The 22,711-nt window shown below is 58.8% G+C and carries 13 protein-coding genes; 4 read left to right on the forward strand and 9 right to left on the reverse strand.

The features are described 5' to 3' along the window. Positions 1-333: 333 nt before the first annotated feature. The 3 genes from LPJ38_RS34025 to LPJ38_RS34035 all read left to right on the forward strand — a co-directional run bounded on the left by LPJ38_RS34025 (position 334) and on the right by LPJ38_RS34035 (position 4,262). Positions 334-1,602 carry an IS256 family transposase gene (locus LPJ38_RS34025; RefSeq protein WP_035716818.1) on the forward strand — a complete coding sequence of 423 codons (1,269 nt, stop codon included), beginning with the start codon at positions 334-336 and terminating at the stop codon, positions 1,600-1,602. 600 nt (positions 1,603-2,202) lie between these two features. After that, a complete protein-coding gene (locus tag LPJ38_RS34030) occupies positions 2,203-2,493 on the forward strand; it encodes a hypothetical protein (RefSeq protein ID WP_145642927.1) in 291 nt (96 codons plus the stop codon). A 614-nt stretch (positions 2,494-3,107) separates the two neighbouring features. Further along, entirely contained in the window at positions 3,108-4,262 is a 1,155-nt protein-coding gene (locus LPJ38_RS34035) for a glycosyltransferase family 2 protein (RefSeq protein ID WP_145642925.1), read from the forward strand. A 42-nt stretch (positions 4,263-4,304) separates the two neighbouring features. Here the strand turns inward: LPJ38_RS34035 and LPJ38_RS34040 are convergent, their stop codons facing one another. Next, positions 4,305-4,802: a DCC1-like thiol-disulfide oxidoreductase family protein gene (locus LPJ38_RS34040; RefSeq protein WP_231088487.1), complete on the reverse strand. Its 498-nt coding sequence runs from the start codon at positions 4,800-4,802 to the stop codon at positions 4,305-4,307. Next, a complete protein-coding gene (locus LPJ38_RS34045) occupies positions 4,756-6,396 on the reverse strand; it encodes a hypothetical protein (protein ID WP_145642923.1) in 1,641 nt (546 codons plus the stop codon). The genes LPJ38_RS34040 and LPJ38_RS34045 overlap by 47 nt, the downstream gene beginning before the upstream one ends. A 413-nt stretch (positions 6,397-6,809) precedes the next feature. Here LPJ38_RS34045 and LPJ38_RS34050 point away from each other — a divergent pair, with 413 nt between their 5' ends. Beyond that, positions 6,810-8,279 carry a lipopolysaccharide biosynthesis protein gene (locus LPJ38_RS34050; protein ID WP_158644825.1) on the forward strand — a complete coding sequence of 490 codons (1,470 nt, stop codon included), beginning with the start codon at positions 6,810-6,812 and terminating at the stop codon, positions 8,277-8,279. Here the strand turns inward: LPJ38_RS34050 and LPJ38_RS34055 are convergent. The 7 genes from LPJ38_RS34055 to LPJ38_RS34085 all read right to left on the reverse strand — a co-directional run bounded on the left by LPJ38_RS34055 (position 8,266) and on the right by LPJ38_RS34085 (position 22,636). After that, positions 8,266-13,518 carry an Ig-like domain-containing protein gene (locus LPJ38_RS34055; protein ID WP_158644824.1) on the reverse strand — a complete coding sequence of 1,751 codons (5,253 nt, stop codon included), beginning with the start codon at positions 13,516-13,518 and terminating at the stop codon, positions 8,266-8,268. The two genes, LPJ38_RS34050 and LPJ38_RS34055, sit on opposite strands and share 14 nt — an antisense overlap. Before the next feature lie 230 nt (positions 13,519-13,748). Continuing rightward, positions 13,749-15,533, reverse strand: coding sequence for an ABC transporter ATP-binding protein (locus LPJ38_RS34060; protein WP_231088488.1), 1,785 nt, complete (start codon positions 15,531-15,533; stop codon positions 13,749-13,751). A 59-nt stretch (positions 15,534-15,592) separates the two neighbouring features. Then, positions 15,593-16,588 carry a glycosyltransferase family 2 protein gene (locus tag LPJ38_RS34065; RefSeq protein WP_145642914.1) on the reverse strand — a complete coding sequence of 332 codons (996 nt, stop codon included), beginning with the start codon at positions 16,586-16,588 and terminating at the stop codon, positions 15,593-15,595. Next, the gene (locus LPJ38_RS34070) at positions 16,585-19,515 is read right to left on the reverse strand and encodes a trifunctional glycosyltransferase/class I SAM-dependent methyltransferase/polysaccharide deacetylase (protein ID WP_145642912.1); all 2,931 of its coding nucleotides are present in this window, start codon (positions 19,513-19,515) and stop codon (positions 16,585-16,587) included. The genes LPJ38_RS34065 and LPJ38_RS34070 overlap by 4 nt, the downstream gene beginning before the upstream one ends. Continuing rightward, the gene (locus LPJ38_RS34075; protein WP_145642910.1) at positions 19,512-20,630 is read right to left on the reverse strand and encodes a glycosyltransferase family 2 protein; all 1,119 of its coding nucleotides are present in this window, start codon (positions 20,628-20,630) and stop codon (positions 19,512-19,514) included. Before LPJ38_RS34075 ends, LPJ38_RS34070 begins: the two co-directional genes overlap by 4 nt. A gap of 54 nt (positions 20,631-20,684) precedes the next feature. Continuing rightward, positions 20,685-21,668 carry a UDP-glucose 4-epimerase GalE gene (gene galE / locus LPJ38_RS34080; protein ID WP_145642908.1) on the reverse strand — a complete coding sequence of 328 codons (984 nt, stop codon included), beginning with the start codon at positions 21,666-21,668 and terminating at the stop codon, positions 20,685-20,687. Beyond that, entirely contained in the window at positions 21,665-22,636 is a 972-nt protein-coding gene (locus tag LPJ38_RS34085) for a UDP-glucuronic acid decarboxylase family protein (protein WP_145642906.1), read from the reverse strand. Before LPJ38_RS34085 ends, galE begins: the two co-directional genes overlap by 4 nt. Between the last annotated feature and the right edge of the window lie 75 nt (positions 22,637-22,711).

Below are 22,711 nucleotides of genomic sequence, written 5' to 3' on the forward strand. Positions count from 1 at the left end.
ACGTGCCTTCAAATCGTCAATTACGGCATCTATCAACTACAGGATATAGACGGCAGCAGGCTGACTCTGAGGCAGAATTATGAGCGAGGAATTATAGTTTGATGGTGGGTCTCCTCGTCATATTTGTTCTGCTCGCCATTGGCTTCGCGGCCGGCTACGGCACGCGCGAGCTAGTCTCTCGGAGGCGGCACGCCGAGTACTTGCACTTGCAGCCCTACGTTTCGCCCGAGCTCAGAACGAGCTATGCGGGAAACTGGGTGATGACGGAATGAGATAGGCGGCGTATCGAGGCGGGTGTCGAGCCTGCCAGAACCTCAAGGAGAGCGATACGCCATGAACGAGCATAGCAACATTGTCCCACTGCGTCAGCCCGATGAGATCGACGATCCACTGACGAATATTTTGCGATCTGGTGCTCGGCAGCTGCTTGCGCAGGCTGTCGAGATGGAAGCCGAGGCGTTTCTCGCCGCGATGAAGGGCTTGAAGCTTCCCGATGGCCGCGACCGCCTCGTGCGGCACGGCCATGGTCCAGTGCGGACGATCCAGACGGGGATCGGCGCCGTCGAAGTCGCCCGGGTAAAGATTCGCGATCGCGCGGTGACCAGCGATGGCGAGCGGATCCGCTTCACCTCGGCGATCCTGCCGTTGTGGGCACGGCGCACGAAGAGCTTGGATGCACTTTTGCCGGTTCTGTACCTGCGAGGCATCTCGACGGGCGACTTCCAGGAGGCGCTGGCGGCGCTCCTGGGCAAGGATGCGCCGAATCTTTCTCCGGCGGTGGTTTCCAGACTGACGACGGAGTGGCAGCTCGAGTACGAGCGTTGGCAGAAGCGCGATCTGTCGGCGCGCCGGTACGTATACGTGTGGGCGGACGGCGTCTTCCTGCAGGCTCGCATGGAAGACCACAGCGAATGCATGCTGGTGCTGATCGGCGCGACGCCGGAAGGCAAGAAGGAACTCATCGGCTTCCAGGTCGGCGTGCGCGAGAGCACGCAGAGCTGGCACGAACTGCTCGTCGAGGCGAAAACCCGTGGGCTGAAGATCGCCCCGGAAATCGCCGTCGGTGACGGCGCGCTCGGCTTCTGGAAGGCGCTCGACGAGGTCTTTCCCGCCACGCGACATCAGCGGTGCTGGGTGCACAAAACCGCGAATATCTTGAACAAAGTCGCAGTGTCGGTACAGGCCAGCATGAAGAAGGATCTGCGCGAGGTCTATTTGGCGTCCAACCGAGCTTCGGCCGAAGTGGCGATCGATGTCTTTGCCGAGAAATACGGAGCGAAGTACGACAAGGCGGTCGAGTGCCTGACGAAAGATCGCGACGCAATGCTTGCGTTCTACGAATTCCCCGCCGAGCATTGGGACCACTTGCGGACGACGAATCCCATCGAAAGCGTGTTCGCGACGGTCCGGCACAGAACGGTGCGCACGAAAGGTTCGTTATCGTCAACGACTGCCAAGTTGATGGTGTTCAAGCTGCTCTGCGCCGCATCAAAGACCTGGCGGCGGCTGAAAGGCACAAATCAGTTGCCGAAGGTCATCGCAGGTGTCAGATTCGAAAACGGCATCGAGGTCATCCAAGTGCCGGAAAACCACGCCGCCTGATCGCCTCGTCACCCAAAATCCCGCATAGCTCGCTCAGAACCAGGCAACCATCTTCGGATAAGAGTACCAGGGCGCGACGCGCCACACCTCAACCTGCAATCACTGAGCAGACGAATTATGACATGCCTCAGTCGTTTAAGCCCGTGGCCATTTCGGAGCCGAAGCCAGTGAAACCGGCCGCGCCTGCCGGGGCAAATTTGCGCCTGATCGAGCCGCATTCGTCTGAGCCCGATACCAGAGCTTTCCAGTCCGGAGACATTGAGCAGAGCCTCGAAGAGCTAGTCGGGCTCCTGCTACGGAAAGGGCAGAGGAGCTAGGACCAAGCTCCTATTTGCGAGTCTATTGTCGACCACCCAGATAGAAAATAGCCCCCTGGAACCGAAAAACACCAAATTTTCGGCAGAAGAGGGTTTCAAGTGACGGGATCGACGACCGAGCACGTTCCAGGACAGAACGCCCGCCCGCTCGCAGCGCAGCGGCACGGGCAGCAAAGACTGGCCACGACCGCGCGAAAGGGGTATGTTTTTAGCGATTTCGTGGCTACAATACGGCCGATCGTGCGTCCGGAACATCTCTGGTGCAAGAGCGGGAGGGCAGATTTTGCTCGTGCTGATGATCGCAAGCGCCGTGGTAGGTGCTTTTCTGGGACGTTTTATTCGCGCATACGCCCTTATTCCGGCAACCGCCCTGATCCTGGTTGCCGCGTGGTATTTGGGGCTTGAGCAGGGTTTCGCCACGGGCGCGATCGCGTTCGTCGCCAGCGCGGTAATTTTGCAAGTCGTCTATTGCGCGAGCCTGTTGATCTATCTGCTCATCGCGAACCTCTCGGTGCTCGACCAGGTGCAGTCGGAGGCATCACCGCAGATGCCTGAATCGCAAATCGCCGTCTAGTGTCAGGGCCCTATCATGAGCAGTCGGCGAGGATGTGGTCGCGTCCGTGCATTGTGACATCCTCCTGTACAAGAGCACCTGCTTAATTGCCCCCCAGGGCCGCGTTCCTGCCGGTGTGCTTGTGAGCGCTTCGTTTGCGCGGCACGACCCCGTCCACGATTGGTGCTCTGCGGAAGCCGTCGGCCATAACTCTAATCTACTCAGCGGAAAGTTCCTCCTACAGTTAACTGAATACGCCTGTGAATGCGTGGCGGAGACTACTTCCGTTGACCTCGATTTCGGCGCCTTGAAACTTCAGCCGAATGGCGGTGTTGCACAAAGTCGACCGGGGCCAATGCTTCTGGACGACCCGAATTCCCAACAAGCTAGCCCGTGAAGAAAGCTCGTCGCGCAGAGGCTCGACGCCTACGCTCAAGACGTTTGGGAACAATGCACTCTATTTGGAACCGACGCTAAGTCGCCGGCCGATATTCCTTGATTGCGAAGAAGCGCACATTTGTGTCTCGCTATGCGGTTGGATCCAACCCGTGGGACGTCGTGATCGTCCAAAACACCTATATTCGCCGTCTTTACTGCAGATAATGCGGATGTGATTGGTTGGTGGAATATCTAAAATGAAATTGCTGGCGCGAGCAGCGACGGGCGGCCAGGTCGCGCGGAACGCGGAACAAGGGTCGATCGGAAGGGGGCAAGCGGCTCTCTCTCTTTTAACGTTGCTACCACGGGCAAAGCGGCGTCCCGATCCAGTTATTCACCGGATTGATAACCGGCCGCTCGACTTCAGCGCCGATGAGATCGTGGCGGTCGGCAAGCTCCGCAATGAAATGCTGCGGTTACCCGATTTCCTGCGCCATCATCGCCGTCTCGGGGTTGGACGTTTCCTTGCGATCGATGACCGTTCGGATGATGGCACGAGAGCATTCCTGCTCGATCAGCCCGATGTTCATGTGTTCGAGATTCGCGAGCCCTTTTCAGAATCCCGTGGTGGCGCGCGCTGGACCAGCGCCTTGCTCAACCGATTCGCGCCGGGACGGTGGGCGCTGACGCTCGACGCAGACGAACTCTTTGTCTATCCCGGCTGCGAAACTTTTGATCTTCGCTCGCTGTGCCGTTATTTGGAGAGCACTGGCGCCGATTGCATGACCGCTGAGATGGTCGATATGTATCCACGCTGGCTCGGCGGCCCCGATCGTTATCGTGCCGGTGAGAGCCTCGTAGCTTTCTGTCCTTACTTCGATTCAGACACCTATGTGAAGCGCCGTCGGCGCGGCTTTCCGACCAACTATCTGGTGGGCGGTGCGCGAGCGAGGCTGTTTTATAATGAACCGATGCCGCCCAAAATCGCTTTTTACGACGCACTTTCGCAGCTGCTTGAGCCATACGGGCTGGCTCGGCTGCTGCCTGCAGTTGACATCACGCGCTGGCAGCCACCGCTGCTCACTAAAGTGCCGCTCGCGCGCTGGTTGCCCGGCCGTCGCTATATCGCCGCCGGTCACGTGATGGCCCCACCAGGCAAGGCGGGCGACGTCACAGGCGCCCTGCTCCACTTCAAATTCCTCCACGACTTCACCGATAAGGTTGCAATCGCGATACGTGAAGGGAATTACTATCTCGGATCGGTCGAGTATAAACGCTACGCAGAGCGACTCGATCAAGGTCGGTCATTCGAGCTCATCTATCCGAAAAGCTTGATCTACCAATCATCAGACGATCTTGTCCGTTGCGGCCTGATGAGTTTCTCCCCAGCCTACCAGGCCGCAACGCGATAACCCCTTATACAGGGAGGTACGGTGGAGACTTCCTTCAACGGGTCAACGGAACCTGCCGTTGTGCTTGACGTGTTCGTCGGAAGGATCGCCCCGTATCCGCTGTTCTGGAACCTTGATTTCATCATCGATCAGCTTGCGGCCGAGAAGCCGAAGGAGAAGCTTCCTTCCGCGCACCAGCGCCGGATAAAGTATCCTTGCAAGGCGCGGCCGCGAGAACACGAGGCGATTAAGGCGATTGAAGACTGTCGTCTCCCCGGCAAGTGTTGCAAGCAGATGCATTGCATCGGCCCCATAGTAGTGCTGCCCACGCCGGAAAACCACCATGCCTTCGTTGAGATCGAGGTTGCGCGCGCGGATATCGCGTACGATTGGATGCTCCGAACGCGCATCGATCAGGTGAACGCGCTGCCCACGCTCCCGCAACTCGTACAGCAGAACGTAGCGGCTGCAAAACGGGCATTCGCCGTCATAAACAACCCAGATCTCGTCATCGCTATGGGTCAATTCGGTAATCCGTTCGCTTTCGAACGTCGCGTACAAGCTTGCCGTCCGCCAGCCCTAGACATACTGAATCCACCACATAGTGATAGGCGACGATATCGTCTATTCTCAGCTTATTAAATTCGCTGTACAGCCAAGGATTGGACAACATGTGGTGCGGATAGGCATAAAAGCTGTTGTTGTCCTTCACCCATGGATAGAAACGAAAAAAGCGATCCGTCTCGCGGACTAACTTTTCCACGGCCGCCATCGCTACGCCTGTGTCCTGACGCGGAAGGACCTCCGGGCCACAGGTGGTCGCGTCGTGCCAAGTCGCAAGATCGTGGTTGTTGCCGCCAACGCGAGCCCGGAAATGATTCTCAGGGATGTACATGGTTCCGGTCCCGATCATGTAAGAGTAGATGCCGAAATACGTGGAAGGCGCGAGAATCTGGCGACCATCCCGGGTCTCGACGAAAAGCCGAGGGCTCGCCAGCTTCGGCCCGTCCAGCCATCCGAGGTAGTTGGTGTAGAAGAAGAAACGGCCGCAGATGACAGTTACGACCATCACAACCTTCATCGCCGGGGTGAATCCATCACGCGGCAGCGTGCGCGCCGCGGCTACGATGAACAGGTTGAGCGCAATCCAGAAGAAGAACAGAGCCCCGAGCGTGAAGTACACGCCGATGTGGAAGATGTCGAACAAGAGGCAGAAGAACGACAGCGCGCGCGTCGAGATTGCAGCCAGCGGCGACAGGAGCTGGGCACCCAGCACGAAGACATTGAAGATCAGCTGGTTGCTGGCGATCGCGTCCCAGATCGTCTGCAACGCGCCCGGCCACAGGCCGAGCGGGGCGTCGCCGCGCTCGAGCCCCATCAGGATCGAGATCTGCGTGGGATTTGCGAGCAGCCAGGTCCATGGCTTCTCGCCGCCGGCCTGCAGCTTTGAGATACCCGACCAGAAATAGCTGCCAAGATGCGCTCCGACGGCGCACGCCCAGATCAAGCCATAGGCGCGATCGCGAAGCTGCTTCACGTTGTCTGCGGAAGCGAACACTGTTCGCAGCCACGGCACGCGATCCATCGCCCAGGCGCTGGTGAGGACGATCGTGCCGAGCACGCCAAGGACGGCGAAGTTACCGATGTCGAGCATGCCGAGATAATCGGTCTCAGTCACAAAGATGCCGGACACGACGCTCACCATTTCGCGCCATGCATGATAGAAGTAGAACAGCGGCACCAGAAATGAAGGACGCAAGATCGCGGCTATTCCCGCCACAACCGCAAGCACTGCGCCGTAGCGAAAGAACAGGATCTTGTCGCTCGAACCGAACAGGATGTTAGGGGGCCCTGCGAACGGCCCCAATGAATCGAACAGCAACTGCACGAAAATCGTCATTCCGATCGCGAAGGCGGTGATCCGCAATGGCGGCGAGAAATCACGGTAGCGAATGGAGCTGAAGGCGAGCGCACCGGCAAATGCCAAGCAAACCAGCACCAAGGCGTAAATGTCAGACCAACGCGCGAGATGCGTGACGGCGCGCCGCGATATCGCAGAAAGAATGACGGCTACTGCAAGGAGGAAGAGAGGTCCCGCGAGCGACGAGACGCCAGACCGCGCTCTTTGCTGTGATGCAACGGTATACAACGTCATCCCGTCTCGGACCTCCGGAGCAATCGAGATCAACCGAACATTATAGAATCACCAGCCGTCTGCAAGCATCGCAAAGCGCAGTTCGCCCTTCCCGGTGTGAGTGCCAACAAAATCATCTCGCGGGAACCTCAGCACGGCGAATTGAATTATGACAAACTGCGGGCATTGATGTGACCGCAAGTCTCACATCGACATTGGTGACGGTCAGGCCGTCGTTTGAAGTCAGTTCGCCCAGATTCGCCCGGGTCCGCCGATCGCATCTTGCCCGATCAAGTCTTCCGTTCGTGTCAAGCCCGAGCTAAAAGCCGGAGACGATCGGAACCGCCATCGTTCAGTGCGCTGGATTTCCCGCGGCATTTGCTGGCAGGCCCAACACCGCGCAAGAACTGTTTGAGATCGCTGGGGTGAGCTCGTTGGACAAAGACAGCAAGTCACGGGCCGTAACCAACATCCTCATAACGGGCGGGTCCCAGGCCTGGAAACTGTCGGCCGGTTTTGTCTTGACGATATTCTCGACGCAAAATCTTGCCCCGTCCGATTTCGGCCTGCTGGCCATGTCTGCGACGGCTGCAACGTTCCTCGGGCTTATCAAGGACGTCGGCGTTGGACAGGCCATCATTCAACGCACGGAGATCGCCAAGGGCCAGATCGATGCGCTGTTCTGGCTATCGGTGCTTGCTTCCGCGGCATCTGCTATCGTTCTGGCGTTGAGCGCGCATCCGATTGCGCTGTTTTACGGCGATACGAGGCTTCAACAGCTCATGATCGCAATCGCCGGCCTAAGCTTCATTGCTGGCCTTCCGACCGTTCCGGCGGCGCTACTTGCGAGGGACTCCCGATTCAAAGCCCTGGCGATCCTGGACGTCGCCGCGACAACCGCTTCCGTTGTCGCAGGGATCGTTGCCGTAATCATCTTGAGAGACTATTGGGCACTTTACCTCTCGACGCTCGTTCTCACGGTCATTTCGACAGTCGGGATCTGGGCCTATTCTGGCTATCGTCCTGGACATCCCCACCTGGACAGGGAGACGCGGCACATAGCGCGATTTGGCCTGCAAGTATCGGGGTTCAATCTGGTCAACTATCTCTCGAGAAATGCGGATAACATTCTCATCGGCAAATTTCGAGGCAGCGACGAACTCGGCCTGTATGACCGGGCCTATAAGCTGTTGCTGCTACCGATCGTCCAGTTACACAACCCAATCGGCCAAGTGATTGTCCCCCTGCTTTCGCGGCTTCGTTTCGATAACGAGAGATATCTGAGCACCTACAGCGATGCCCTTTCGATGGTTATGCTCATATGTCAGCCGGGTATCGTGTTCGCCATCCTGCTCTCGGAGCCGCTCTTCAGAGTTCTCCTTGGCGAGCACTGGGTGGGTGCAGCCCCGATTTTTTCCTGGCTTGGCGTTGCAGGCTTGATCCAGGTCGCGACCGCGACCGGAAGTTGGCTGTTCCTCAGCCAAGGCCGTGGCCAGGAGTACTTCAGGCTCGGCGTTTGGACCGCCTTGATCAACGTGGCCTCATTCCTCGTCGGTCTTCCCTGGGGCGCCATCGGGATCGCCGCGGCGTATACACTGGTGAACTGCACCGTCGTGCTGCCACTTTACACGATGTCGATCGGTCGTCATGGCCCGGTGACGACTAGGAGCCTGGTCAAGACGACTGTCCCGCATTGGATCAGTTGCGCCGTTGCGGCGGCCGTCACAAGAATTTCGATTATCTCATCGCTGGATGGAAACTCTTTTGCTGGGCTGGGTACGCTGCTGGCGCTTGCCTATGTATCATATCTCCTCCCCATGACCTTCTTCGCGCGGAAGCGGGAGCTTGCGAAACGCGTACTGCGTAACGTTTTTCAAAAGGCAAAGAGTTTCAGCGAAGGATGAAACCATGCAACTCCGCCAGATGGCCATCGGTCGGGGCTGTTGCGTGAACGGCGTGGACCTGATCAAGGCCTGCGTCAACATCTGGGCAAGTGGTCGCCGGGAGGAGCGCTGCCCCGGCCGATTCATGAAACGCCTCGTTGATCACGCCATGTCCGTTGGAGGTAGCGGACTGCTCGAACACGAACCTACCGTCTTCCAGGCGCGTGGGGGCGACGGCCGGTGCGGTAACGGGAGGCTGCGGCCGCGCAAGCGCCGAAGAATCAAAGCTGGCCTTCGGAGGATCGATGACCAGCGTGCCCCCGGATCCATCACTCGAGAGATTGAAGGTCGAGTTGGTGTAGTCGCCAACAAGCGAGATACGTGCCGTGTGATTTTGAGCATCGACCACGGTCAACACGCCACCAGCTGTATTGCCGGAAAATGACGCCGACGTTCCCGCTCCGTACGCGATGTCCTTCAGGTCGATATGATTGGAATTCGACGCAGTGCCGTCACCCGTCAGACCGATGAGCGTTCCCGTAAATTGCGACGCGTGGTCCAACACCAGATTGCCGGTCGACGCCGTGAAGGTGATCGACCCGGAAGCGGCGCCGGACAATTCAAGCGTGGCGCCCGGGTCGACCGTCGCGGCCTGTGACATATTGCCCAGATTCAATACGACATTTCCGGAGATCTTGAGGATGGTCGAGGACGTATTGATTACACCATCGCCATTGAGGTCCTGGTAGAAAGTCGTCTCGACCGCTTTAAGAGCAGGGTCGGTCGGGGACACCTTGTTCAACAGATTCGATACATAGTTGCCATTGCTATCCGTGGTCCACACACAGAGTTCGCCGGTGGCCGGAATCTTCCAGGCCACATCATAGCCGGTCGACGTCTGCTCCACCGCGATCGGCGTCCAGACGCCGAACTGTCCCGGCACGACCGCGACACCACCAGACTTCAACGTCGGCCCAGTGCCGGTGGCCATCGAGGCCAACATGAAATTCTTTTCGACTGCAACCAGGCTGGTCGAGCCGGCGGCCTCGACTATCGTCCCTGCAATTGTTGTCGTGGGTGACGTCGGCGCCGCGGCCTGAACGCCGATCACGCCATTGCCGTTGAGATCCTGGTGAAAAAGGGTCTCGCTCGACTCAAGAGCCGGGTCGGTGCCGGACACTTTGTTCAGATAGTTGGACCCGAAATTGCCGTTGCTGTCGGTGCTCCAGACCGCGAACTGGCCGGTCGAGGGGATCTTCCACGCGACGAGATAGCCGTTCGACGACGCTTCCGCGGCCACTGGCACCCATGAGCCAAGCTGTCCCGCGACCACCGCCGCTCCGCCATTCTTCAAGATCACCGATGAGCCGGCCGTCGAAAAGTAGAAGTTGCCCCCCGACTTGATAAGCGATGTCGTGCCGGCCGCTTCGATCACCGTACCGACGGCGGAGTTGAAAGCGTTCGAAAGCTGGCTCAAATTTCCGGCGATGTCGGTGGCGGTGGCGGTGAAGCTGTGTTGCCCTGTGGTGAGCCATCCGGTGGTAACGCTCCAGGCCCCACTCGTCGCCGCGACGCCCGTTCCGAGCAAGGTCGAGCCTTCGTATAGCCGGACAGTGCTTCCGGCTTCTGCCGTGCCGGACACGATTATCGCGCTCGAAGCTCCAGGTGCGCCCGAGGTCAGGATAGGTGCAACCGGGGCACGCGTATCGACCCTGACGTTCAACGCACCGGAGGAAGCGCTGACGTTGCCGGCGGCGTCCGCGGTCTTGCCGGTAAAGGTGTGATTACCGTCCGCCAACGTTGCGGCGGCAAAGGACCAGGCCCCGTTGGTATCGACGATCGCCGTTCCGATCATCGTCGCGCCGTCGAAAACCTGCACCGTGCTCCCGGCGTCCGCGGCTCCAGTCAAATTCACGTGGTTGACATTGGTGACGCCATCGCCGGCAACGTTGCTGTCGGGCGAGAACGACGCGAGCTTGGGCACGTTCGGTGCGATCGTATCGATGGTGACATTCACCCCGGCCGAGAGCGCGGTGAGATTGCCGACACCGTCCATTGCTGCGGCGGCAAAGGTGTGGCCGCCTTCGGCCAGCATTGCGGTGGCCATGCTCCAGTTACCGTTGCCGTCGGCGATCGCCGTGCCGATCTGAGTTGTCCCGTCGAAAACCTTGACGGTTAAACCTGGTTGCGCGCGACCCGTGAGGACCAGATGTTTTGTATTGATGAGGCCCGACACGATCGAGCCACTGTCATTGACCGCCGAGATCGTCGGCACGGCGATAGATGTCATCGCAATCGGCGAATTCGTCGCGGAGATGAATGAATAGTCGGACGACGTCAAGCTGGTGACGCCCGCAATGCGCAGCGTATCCGCTCCACCCGCGTAGTGAACGGTCCACACGTCGTTCACGTGGGTCAAATAGGCGCCGCTGTCGTAACCTTTCAGACTCAGCTTGTCGTGCTCGGCAGTCGCACTCGTGAAGGCGTGGAAATCGGCGACCGTATCGTTGCCGCTGCCTACATTGTAAATGAACGTATCGTTTCCGGCTCCTCCGAAGAGCCAGTCATTCCCGCCCGCGCCGTCCAGGACGTCGTCACCGCTCGAACCGACCATACGGTTTGCCATTTGATTGCCGACACCCGCGAGCCCGCCCATCATCAACGTCAGGTTTTCGACGTTCGTGGACAGCGTGTGCGACGTCCATGCCTCCACACTGTCGATGCCGCCGCCGGGATTCTCGACAATCTTCTGGTTTGCGCTTCCGATGACGTAGATATCGTCGCCGTTCCCTCCGATGAGCGTGTCATCGATATTGAGCGCCGAGAGCTTGTCGTTCGCCGCGGTGCCATACACCATGCGGCTGCTCGCTTTCCCGCTGATCCACGATGTGATCGTCCCCCCGACCGGCGGCGTCGCAGGCAACTGAAAGTCGTCGGTGGTAAACGCCGAGACCGTTGTGTTGCGGAACACCAGGGTATCCTGGCTCGTCAGCTTCAGATACACGTCGCTTCCGACCTGGCTCATCGCCGCTTGAACGTCGGCGAATGAGGTGAAGGCGAAGCCGTTCAACTGGACAACATCGTGTCCGGCGCCCGATCCCGGCGAGAAGTCGGTGATGATGTCCGAACCGTCGCCGGAGTTAAATACGAAGGTATCCGCGCCGCCGCCGCCGGTCAGGATATCATTGCCGAGCCCGCCGGTGATCACGTTCGCCGCGGAACTGCCGATGATGATGTTGGACTGAATATTTCCCGTGGCATTGATGACCGTCTGACCGGTGAGCGTCAGATTTTCGACGTAGCTCGAAAGCGTATACGTCACCGAGGAGTTGACCGTGTCGATTCCTCCGCCATAGGCCTCGATAACCTTCGCACCGGAGTCGGTCACGACATAAGTGTCATCGCCGGCACCGCCGGTCATGACATCGGCGCCTGCTGCACCACCGATCAAGTCACTACCGGATGTGCCGCTCAGCGTGTCTGCAGCCGCGCTTCCCGCGATCGTGTTGGTCGGTGCGACACTCGTGAGTAGGGTGTAGTTTGCAAGCGTATACTCCGGCAATTGATAGGCTTTGATTGAATCGATGGACATCGTCGCCGTCGATCCTGGAGCGGCGTTGCCCGGCCAGCTCCCGCCCATCGCCAGATTGGCGATCATGTACATCGCCGTATTCATGTCGGCGGGGGTGGCCTGCTGTGCGACCTCCTTCCCGTCCACGAAAAACGTCAGGTCGTAAGGCGTCCATTTGAGCGCAAACGTGTGTTCTCCAGTGGTCAGGTTGGCTGTATTTGCCCAACCCCCATTCGTCGCAGGCGCATAGGGTGAGTGAATGGCCCAATGCGCCTGATCGATATTCTGACCAAAGGCCTCGAGCACATCGATTTCTGTGTTGAGGTTGTTGGCCGTGCTGGGCAGCATCCAAAACGCCGGCCACGCGCCGCTTGTGCTGGGCAGCGTGGCCGTCATCTCGAAATAGCCGTAGGTCTGGGTAAAGCTGTTTTGAGTCGAGATCATGCCCGACGAAAATATGGCACTGCCCGTATAAGGCGTTGCGCTCGCAGGCAGCGGTTGCGCCGTGATGACGAGGTGACCGTTCTGAATCGAGAACGGATTAAGCCCGAGCGACGTTGATGCCTGAGTGGCCGGCAGCCCGGAAAAGCTGGGATCGACATACACTTCCTGTTCGCCGGCGAGCCCGTATCCTGCGGCTCCGCTCCAGGCATAGCTTGTGCGCCAGGTCAGGCTCGGATCTTGGCCCGCCGAGAGCGTGTTGAAGTCGTCGTTGAAGGTCTGGACCAGTCCGGTCAGGGGGCTGACGATGTTTATATTGGCGGCTGTGAGATTCTGGAGACTGGTGCTTTCAAGCGTTATGGTTTCGCCGCCGGCGATCGTCAGGACAAGGTCGGTGCCCACCTGTTTCATGGCCGCCGTAACATCGGCGACCGTCTTGAAGCCCGTGTTGTTGAGTTGCAGAATGTCCCCGCCGGCGCCCGCCTGAAAGTCGGTGACGATGTCGTTGCCGTTTCCCGCCCCCACGACAAAGGTGTCGCGACCGGCCCCACCGGTCAGCACATCGTTGCCCCGCCCGCCGTCGATCATGTTGTCGCCGGCATTGCCGACAATGATGTTGTTGAGATCATTACCGGTGGCGGGAGACGGAACGCTATCCGTCAGGACAAGATTCTCGACGTTCGGCGCATTGACGAGGCTGTATCCGTTGACGTTCCAGACACGGATCGTGTCGATACCCTCTCCGGCCTGCTCGACGACCTTGGTGTTGTGGTCATAGACATAGTAGGTGTCGTCCCCTGCTCCGCCGATCAGCGTGACGCCCGTGCCGCCGGCCTGCATGCCGTCATTTGTCGTCCCGGTCGTCAGCGTGCCGCCCGCAGGGACGGTACCCGCCCAGTTCCATGCCGTTCCGCTCGCCGGCAGCGGATTGTCCAGCGCGACATTGCTTGCAACCAAGGTCGAAAGTGCGACATTCTGCAGCGTCAGGGTTTCCGTGGACGACAGCGTTACGACCGTATCGGAGCCCACCTGGGTGGCCGCCGCCAGGAAACTAGCGAACGTCGCAAAGCCGTAGTTCTGCAACCGCAACACATCGCCGCCGAAGCCCGCCTGAAAATCAGTGACGGTATCGGAGCCGTACCCCTTGGAGACGACGAAAGTATCGCTGCCTGCTCCTCCGGTGAGAACATCATTTCCGGTACCGCCAAACAGAACGTCAGCACCGGCGCTTCCATTGATAATGGCCATGATGGATTGCGTGCTCCTTTTACGTGGCATACAACTACGCGCGCGTTCAAAAGAGCCTTATGGATTCGACGCAATTTGACAGATGAGGAGCGAATCGGCTGACGGCTGGATATTTCTGCAGAGACACCGTAATGCTACGGGCTCGTGTGAAGTCCGCGCTGTTTTGCAACAGGCACGCTCAGTGCAGGGCCCGTCATTCACTGGGAAAGCGCCGAACAGGCTGGGTTCCGTTAGGGAACCGTAGTCCGCATCCGATATGTGAGCACATCATCTTGCGAAATTCCTGTTGCGCTCGCTCCTCGACTCACCAGGACTTTCGCGGGAGGACCCTCAGCGCGAACCCGGCCGTTTTCGATCCACACCACGTGGTCCGCATCGCGGACTGACTCCAGGCGATGCGTTATCAGCAACAAGGTTCGATTCTTAAACTGCAGCTGGATAGTGCGTCGAATGCTCTCCTCAAGCGCCAGATCGAGCGCGCTCATCGCTTCGTCGAGGATGAGGAACTTTGGATTGCGCACAACCGCTCGTGCAAGACCAAGACGCTGCCGCTGACCGCCCGAGAAGCGCAGGCCATGCTGTCCTACCCAGGTGTCGTATTTGTCGGGTAAGGCCTCGACCACCTCTGAAATGCCCGCGACCCGCAGCGCCTGCCGAACCTCTTCCTCGGAGGCGTCGTTCTTGGCCATCCGAACGTTCTCGATTACCGTGCCTTCGACCAGGTCGACATCCTGGCCCGCAATCGCGAGCATGCCGAGCCAATCGGTTCGACGAACGTCTTCGATGGATCGGCCATCAACCCGTATGTCACCCTCGTTGGCCGAATACAGTCGTAACAACAGATTTACGATCGTGGTCTTGCCCGCTCCGCTGGCTCCAATGAGCGCAGTGGTCTTCCCCGCCGGAATGTCAAACGTAGCATCCAAAAGAGCGGGCTCCGTACCGGCATCATAGCGGAACGTCACGTTGCGAAACGAGATGCCGTCCTCCAGTTTAGCCACCGCCGCGTGCCCAACCTTCGGATATTCCTTGTCATCTGTCGAGAGCATGTGTCGGATGGACCGAAGCTGGGGCTCGATCTGCGCCATATAAAGCAAGTTCCCTTCCAGATCTCGCATATGCGGCTGCAATCGATAGAGCAAGGCGACCGCGGTCAGGCTCGTCGCGAAACCGATTCCCCACAGATCGGCGAACGCGATGACGAGAAACAGCACGACAAGATATCCCACCTCCGTCAGAGGCGAGATCATAGCGGTTAGGCGCGCAAGCCGCAGTGCGACGTGTCGGGCCTGCGTCGAGGCCTGCTCGAACCGTTTCTGGTGAATCTCCTCCTGGCCATACGCGCGGATCGTGCGCATACCCTGGAGAGTCATCAGCATATGCTCACCCAGCTTTTGATGAACCAGCTTTACGCCAGCACCCAACTGCTGCATGGGCACCGAAAGATGCCGCAATCCGGCCGACACAATCATCGAGGCGACGAGGGCGAGGACGGTTACCTTGATTGAGAGCGCCAACAGAAAGGACGCGAACAGAAACACCGAACACGAGCTCACGATAATGCGGGTAAGACTCGCGTATGCCCCGGAGATCACCCATGTCTCGGTTCCCAACACCTCCATGAGATATGCTTCGTCATGGCGTTGGAAGAACGAATACGAAGTTGACAGATACTGCAGATGAACGCGGTTGCGCGCGACCTCATTGATCTTCTCTCCAACACGCGCACTGATTAGTGTGTTGATAAAGGAAAGAGCACCGCGAGCAATGATGAGAAGGAGCAGAACGACAGCAGTTTCGGTCGAGCTCTGAAACCAATTCGCCGCATATCGGAGCGATTCGCCCAGGAGGCCACTGGTCGATGTTGCAAGTTCCACCTGCCCCATGGCGAAATAGAAGAACAGGAGCACGAGGGTGATCCCGACCGTCTCCGCCAACGATGTAGCCAGGCCAAGGACAATTAGTGCGGGCGTCACCCAACCGGGCAGCGGAGCAAGCCTGAGCAGCCGGAACATTTCGACCAATGCAGCGCGGCGAGCAGCTCTCGGTCTTCGTGCGTTATTCGCGTGCTGTGTCATAGCGATTGACTGGGATCGCCGATGGCAAACAACGAAGCCGGGGGTCGAACCGCCCTGCGACGCCGATGACGCCATTTCCACCGGATTTCCGAGACAGTATCCCGCGGCACATCGTGCACGGCGACCCTGAGCGCGAGCAAAGGATTCCGTCTGAAAAGGAGTCCAAAGATTGAAACGAAGTACCACAACTGACCACTCGTCAGGGCCCTCCGAAGCAACCAACGCGCATAGTTTCTGAAGCCCAAGTCGAGGAGCGGCGCGCGCTCGGGGTGCCGCGTCATAATCTCATCCGCGACCAGCATCCACGACCGGAACATCCGGGTCTTGTTGCTCGACATGTTGTTCGGGAGGTAGCGATATCCAATCTGGTACTCGGGCACGACCGCGAAACGGTACGCTTCCGCGACGCGGCAATAGAACAGCAGATCTTCGCAGCCTTCTGCCCCCGATGCCCTGAGTCCACTCTCGAATCCTTTTGAAACTACGAGGGCTTCTCGGCGAACCAGTGTCGAGCTGCCGTTGCCGATGAAATTTCCCTGACACAGATAGTCCAGCACCTCGCCCGCATGAAACACGGGATCGGATCTGGCGCTTACGCGACTATCGGCATCGATCCAGTCATACCAGCTGTAGACAAGACCAGTCCGTTCTCCTCCATCAAGCAAGGCCTGAAGCTGTCGTTCAATCTTGCAGGGCGTCCAGAGATCATCGGCATCAATGAACGCGACGAAGTCCGCGCGCGCCGCCTGCCAGCCCGCATTCCGAGCGGCCGCCACCCCCGCATTACTTTGTTTTATGATTGTTACTCGAGAATCCTGAATCAGATGCCGCTGCACAACTGCGACCGTGTCGTCTGTGGAGCCGTCGTCCACGACAATAATTTCCATCTCCCGGTGCGACTGGGATCTGACGCTGCGAAGCGTCTCGTCGATCGTTGCACTGGCGTTGAAGGCCGGAATAACCACACTGACCAGAAACGCATCGATATTCATTGATACTGCTCCAGGCAGCGCGCGAATGTGTCCAGCGTAAAATCGCCTCTGATCTCAATCCGCGGCAGGTCTAACAAATTGTCTCTTAGTGTGGCGGCCCGGTTGACCGTATTGAACAGGGTCTTGTAGCCGCATTCGGCTGCGAGAATTCCAAGCCGCTGATCTGTGGAGCCAAAAGGCGCAGCAAGCGACGTTACAGGTCGCCCAAGCCATCGTTCCAACTGTGCACGAGATCGCGTCAATTCCTCGGCGAGAGCCCAGGTCGCAAGTTCCTCGCTGCGCGGGTGGCTCGCCAAATGGCTGCCAAAGGATACGCCCTCCGCGGCAAGCCCGGCAATCCTGACCGCGTCGAGCAGTGGAGCGGGCTCTCCGAACGGAGCATCCCACTCCGCCCGCTTTCCCACGAAGTCGGTCGCAACGAACACCTCTGCCGAGAAATCGTTTGCCTGCAAGATCGGCCATGCATGCTCGCCAAAATCCTCGTACCCATCGTCGAAGGTGATCAGCACCGGCCTGCCGACGAACGGATGATTGCTTGCCACGAACCAGGCGAGCTGATCCGAATTGATGGTGTGGTAGCCATTGCGGCGAAGCCACAGCATCTGTTGCCGGAACGCATCGGGAGCCAGTCGGTACCGCGCCAGTTCACCCGGTCCTTCAACCGCAACTCGGTGGTACATCAAGATCGGAGCGTGCGTGCGCCTTTCGGATTGCGCGACGTCAAACCGGCGCGCGACGGCGCCACCCCACACGATGGAGCGCGCAACCTCGACCTCGATCGGCGCGTTGACGGCCGCACATTTCACCTGTGTGTCAGGGGGCGCTTCGCTTGGAAGTAACCGCCTGAACCGATCGATGCGGTACAGCTCCGTCTCGATCGATCTCTCCAGGGCAAGTCCGGGTATCCCCTGGATAATCCGCGTGATCGTCTCCGCCCCATACGGACTCTCCCAATCGAAACCCGTTCGTGACATGTTATCCTTCAGCACAAAGGCGTGGCCAACCACAAGGTAACCGCCAGGACGTAACGACTGCACCAGTCGCTTCGCCACCGATTGGAGTTCAGCCTCGTCATCGAGGTAGTAAAGGACCTCGGAGCAGACGATCAGATCGATGTCTTGCGGGAGCGGATCGGCGGACAAATCCAATTGAGAGAACTCGACATTCTGATGCCCATTGCATCGGCCACGGGCGCGATCGAGCGCCTTGGTCGAAATATCGGCAGCCTGGAGGCGCTTGACCCTGGGAGCCAATTGCCGCGTGAAATGTCCCTCCGCACAGGCAAGCTCCAGAGCGTGATCCACTGGTTGGTCCGGAAGGAGCTCCAGTTGCCGGCTATACTTTTCCTGTTCATACAGCGAACCGTAGTTCCAAGGATCTTCCTGCTCGAAAAGACCTTCCCAGAATTGCTTGCGCCCGGTGTCTTGAGAGTTTTCGGCGCATCGATTCCGGCTGCTGGAATGGGGGACACTTGAAATGGCCAGCGGTGGCGCCTGGCGTGAAGCCCGCAAGTTCAATTCGCGCAGCCTCGCCCGGTGCGTATTTCGGCCGTCGCGCATGAAGGATCTAAGCCGTCCAGTCCCCTTGTGGAGCGCGATCCTTGCCTGAACAAGGGTTCCGATGTGGTCTTTAACCTGCAAATGAACGAAGCCACCGGCGGCCAGCGCCATCCAAAAGCGGCTGCCGACCGTGCCTAGAACACCAATATCGACCAGCGTCAGGATGCGAGGGCCGTCGCAGAGATAGACGTACAATCGATCAACAGTCTCGGTAGGCCTGATGGTGCTGATATGGCGAAGATCAACGCGCGTTCCGAGGGTTAATGTGAGAATCCTAGGCGCCGAAAGGTCATCATGGTCGAGCACTTTCCGCTCGAACCTGTATTGGCAATTTCGCCCCGCCGCCGGGTCGTTCCATGCACGACCTATTGCTGAAATGAGGCTGGTCACGCCTTCCCCGTACTGCGACCACCGTTCCGCCAGCCTGGCAGGCACAGTTCTTGACCCAACCATGACGGCATCAAGCAGGACGATAGTGATTTCGTCCGCCGATGTCGCGGTCTTTGGAATGTCGCTGAGCGTATCCAGCGAGGGATCGCTAGCGTTCCTGCGGCCGCATTCAAATCCGGCACACCAGAGCGCGAAATACGCGTACGCCGCCGCGGCGCTGCCATATGCAGTTGATGCTCCCGCCCGATGTGTGGGCGCCGGATCGCTGACGCGGTCATCACTCGAAAATCCGCGAGCAATGACCACCTGCGCGTCGGCTAGCATCCGTTTGACATTCTGCGTCAGTGAACGGTCGCTTGTCCGGTAATAGCTCAATTTCTCGTCGACATGGATCCACCTGCCGCCGCAGCGGGAGATCCGTTGCCACAGGTCCCAATCTTCGCACGTGCGGAGGCTGGTCTCAAAGCCACCGACCTTTGCGACAGCGCTCCTCAAGACGAGCACGCCATGAATGAACGTGGCACACGTACGAGCGAACCGCTCGAAGGCGTTGTCCTGGATGGCCGGATCGCAGCGAACGGGAGATTCACTGCCGTCAGGCATGACCCGGCAACAGTTGCAATAGGCAGCCACCGCCGAAGGATCGAGATCCAGCGCGTCATTCATCCGGGCAAGGAAGGACCGATCAATCCAATCGTCACTGTCAAGGAACAGTATTCGTTCGCCGCGCGCGCTTGCAATTCCCTTATTGCGGGCACCTGAAGCGCCTACTCCGCCCGACTGCAGAACCCGAAAGCGGGAATCCCGCGCCGCATATTCAGCAACGATCTCGGCCGTGGCATCGGTCGAACCGTCATCCACGACAAGAGCCTCCCAGTCGAGGGCGCGCTGCGCGAGCAGGCTGTCAAGGGTTTCAGCAATGGTATCTGCAGCATCGCGAGCGGCGATCACGACGGACGTACGCGGATGGGCCGTCATCTTCGAAACCTTCGGCGATGATAGAACAGCAATCCGGCGAGATACCCCGTCATCTCCTCTTTGAGGAAGCGGTCGCGATTGCTCCCTCCTTCCATTGCTTTCCGGAGCAGCCGATAGAGATACCAACGCGGCTTGTGATAGTAGGCCAACTGTCGGTTCGCCGAGATTCCGGTTCGCTCATACTGCACCAAAAGTGCGGCTGCATGACCGCGCATGTAGTGATAGATCTGGCTGGCCAGTCCATCCATTGTCCTGCGGTGAAAGTGGAATGCGACTGACGCCGGAGTATAACGACACGTGTAGCCGCCCGCGAGCAATCGATACCAGTACTCCGAGTCGCCCGAGCAGCCGGCCTGACCGACGTCCAGGCGCTCATCAAAGAGCCCGACGGCCTGAAACACCTCGCGCCGGAACGCCATGCTCGCTCCGGCGCCGATGTCCCACGCGGGGAGGACCTGGCCGCGATGAGATCGGAAAACTGCGCGGTCGTAATCCTGTTCGCGATAGCCCTTGCCAAATCCCCAATACGTCTCGAAATGCCGTTGCGCCTCGGTCGCGAGCTCGGCGGGAAGCACAAGCCCAGTCACTGCACCGATCTCGGGAGAGTCAAACGCACATGTCAGTTGCTCCAGCCAGCGCGGGTGAAGCAGCACATCGTCGTCCGTATAGGCGACAATCTCTCCGGTCGCTTGGAGCGCGCCGGCATTGCGCGCAATATCCAGACCGGGGCGATCCTCGCGAATATAAGTTGCTGCCGCGGCCAACGCGACATCCCGCGTCCTCCGATCGCGCGATGCGTTGTCCACCACAATGATTTCTCGTGGAGGATGGGTCTGCAGCGGCAACGACGACAAGCACTTGCTCAGTTCCTCCGGACGATCGCGCGTGCAGATCACCACGCTCGCCGAGAGCCTCACTTTCGTCGGGCTTCGGACTTTGGCGTCGACCGCTGACAGAAAGCCGTCGTTGATATGATCAATCCTGGCGTCCGTTATCCGGCCTTCATGCATCAGCACATGGCCGATCGGCTGGTTGACGCGCCAGAACACCGTCATGCCCTCGCTCAACGTCGTTTCCGCAACATCGGACGCCGACGTCACGGAAACATGCGTCACGCCTCTTCCCAATCCAATTCCTGTGAATGAGGTGTCAATCATCTTCGTGCGGAATCATGCCGGCGGATTGCGATCGCTCCACCTGAGTGCGGTCTTGATAATGAAATCGATCTCGGATTGCCGCGGGCTCCAACCGAGCTCCCTGTTGGCTTTGGCAAAGGACGCGACGAGCGTGGGCGGGTCCCCTGAGCGGCGTGGCCCGCGGCGGACGACCGGGTCGTTTCCGGAGACGCGCTTCACCGCCTCTACTAGCTCGAGCACACTCGTGCCAACCCCCGTACCGAGATTGAAAACATGAGTACCACCTCGAGCCACTAGCATGTCACCTGCCAGAAGGTGCGCCTGCGCCAGGTCATTGACGTGAATATAGTCCCTAATTGCACTGCCATCCGGCGTCGGAAAGTCCGTTCCCAGAATGGTGAAAGGCCGATCGGGTCGGCGCACCGCTTCGATCGCCAGCGGAATGGCATGCGTCTCCGGTTCGTGGCGCTCGCCGATCTCGCCATCAGGATCACAGCCCGCCGCGTTGAAATAGCGCAACGAAACCGACGACATCTCGTACGCGCGACCAAAGTCCTCGAGCATACGCTCGATAATCATTTTGGACCATCCATAGGGATTAATCGGCGCCTGCGGATGCGTTTCGTCTATCGGGGTGTGCTTGGGTACTCCGTAACTTGCACAAGTGCTGGAAAAGAGCACGCGCGAACAGCCGGCCGTTCGCATGGCATCCAAGAGGGCAAGCGTTCCTCTCGTGTTATTATCGTAGTAAATGGCGGGATCAGCCACGGATTCGCCGACATAAGCCAGCGCCGCAAAGTGCGCGACGAGGTCCGGCTTGTAGGTTTCTAGTGCTGCGCGTACGCCGGCTGAATTACGAATATCGCACTCGACCAGCGGTCCCCAACGCACCGCATCACGCCAGCCCCGCGAAAGATTGTCGAGCGTCACGACGTTCCAGCCCGCCATCGCAAACGCCTTGCAACAATGCGAGCCGACGTAGCCGGCACCACCAGTGACAAGAACAGTCTTTTTCATATCGCCGCTTCCGCGCCCCGCGCAATCATTAGGCTCTCGAAATATGCAATGGTCTTGCGTAAGCCGTCGTGCAACGAGAAGGCGGGGTGCCATCCCAACGAATCCTGGGCCAACCTGATGTTGGGTTGGCGTTGCTTGGGATCGTCGATCGGAAGCGGTTTGAACTCGATAGCCGATCTGGATCCAGTGAGGTTCACGATCATCGAGGCCAGTTCAAGCATTGTGATCTCAGCGGGATTGCCGAGATTCATGGGACCGACGACGTCATCGCATGTGTTCATCAGCCGGACCAGACCGTCGATCAGGTCATCGACGTAGCAGAATGAGCGTGTCTGCTTGCCGTCACCGTAAATTGTGATTGGTTGATTTGTTAGCGCCTGCACAATGAAATTGGAAACGACGCGCCCGTCATAGGGACGCATACGTGGACCGTAAGTATTGAAGATGCGGGCAACCTTTATCGAAAGCTTGTGTTGCCGCCGATAGTCGAAAAACAGTGTTTCCGCGCACCGCTTTCCCTCATCGTAGCACGAGCGCGGCCCGATCGGATTGACCCTGCCCCAATAGGCTTCGTCTTGCGGGTGAACCTCGGGATCACCGTAAACTTCCGAAGTCGACGCCTGCAGAATCTTTGCGCGTATCCTCTTGGCCAACCCAAGCATGTTGATTGAACCATGCACGCTCGTTTTTGTCGTTTGGACGGGATCGTGCTGGTAATGGATTGGGCTGGCTGGGCAAGCGAGATTGAATATCTCGTCGACTTCCACATAGAGAGGAAATGTGATGTCGTGCCGAATTACCTCAAATTTTTGGTTGGAAAGCAATCCAGCCAGATTATCCCTTGAGCCGGTGTAGAAATTATCGACACACAGTACTTCGTTTCCGTCGGTCGCCAGCCGTTCGCAGAGGTGCGAACCCAAAAATCCGGCGCCGCCCGTTACAAGGACTCGCCTCCTTCGCGCCAACATTTACTCCTCATTACAAATTCTTTTTTTATCGCTCCGACTTCCAAATTCCAGTGGTCCTTATGCAAAGCAATTGTG

Source organism: Bradyrhizobium daqingense, from assembly GCF_021044685.1.
In the GTDB taxonomy this organism is placed as follows: Bacteria; Pseudomonadota; Alphaproteobacteria; order Rhizobiales; family Xanthobacteraceae; genus Bradyrhizobium; species Bradyrhizobium daqingense.

Coding starts and splice junctions, on each gene's coding strand:
- LPJ38_RS34035 (WP_145642925.1), top strand. CDS start 3,108: ATGAAATTGCTGGCGCGAGCAGCGACGGGCGGCCAGGTCGCGCGGAAC.
- LPJ38_RS34025 (WP_035716818.1), top strand. CDS start 334: ATGAACGAGCATAGCAACATTGTCCCACTGCGTCAGCCCGATGAGATC.
- LPJ38_RS34065 (WP_145642914.1), bottom strand. CDS start 16,588: ATGAATATCGATGCGTTTCTGGTCAGTGTGGTTATTCCGGCCTTCAAC.
- LPJ38_RS34070 (WP_145642912.1), bottom strand. CDS start 19,515: ATGACGGCCCATCCGCGTACGTCCGTCGTGATCGCCGCTCGCGATGCT.
- LPJ38_RS34085 (WP_145642906.1), bottom strand. CDS start 22,636: ATGTTGGCGCGAAGGAGGCGAGTCCTTGTAACGGGCGGCGCCGGATTT.
- LPJ38_RS34055 (WP_158644824.1), bottom strand. CDS start 13,518: ATGGCCATTATCAATGGAAGCGCCGGTGCTGACGTTCTGTTTGGCGGT.
- LPJ38_RS34060 (WP_231088488.1), bottom strand. CDS start 15,533: ATGTTCCGGCTGCTCAGGCTTGCTCCGCTGCCCGGTTGGGTGACGCCC.
- galE (WP_145642908.1), bottom strand. CDS start 21,668: ATGAAAAAGACTGTTCTTGTCACTGGTGGTGCCGGCTACGTCGGCTCG.
- LPJ38_RS34045 (WP_145642923.1), bottom strand. CDS start 6,396: ATGACGTTGTATACCGTTGCATCACAGCAAAGAGCGCGGTCTGGCGTC.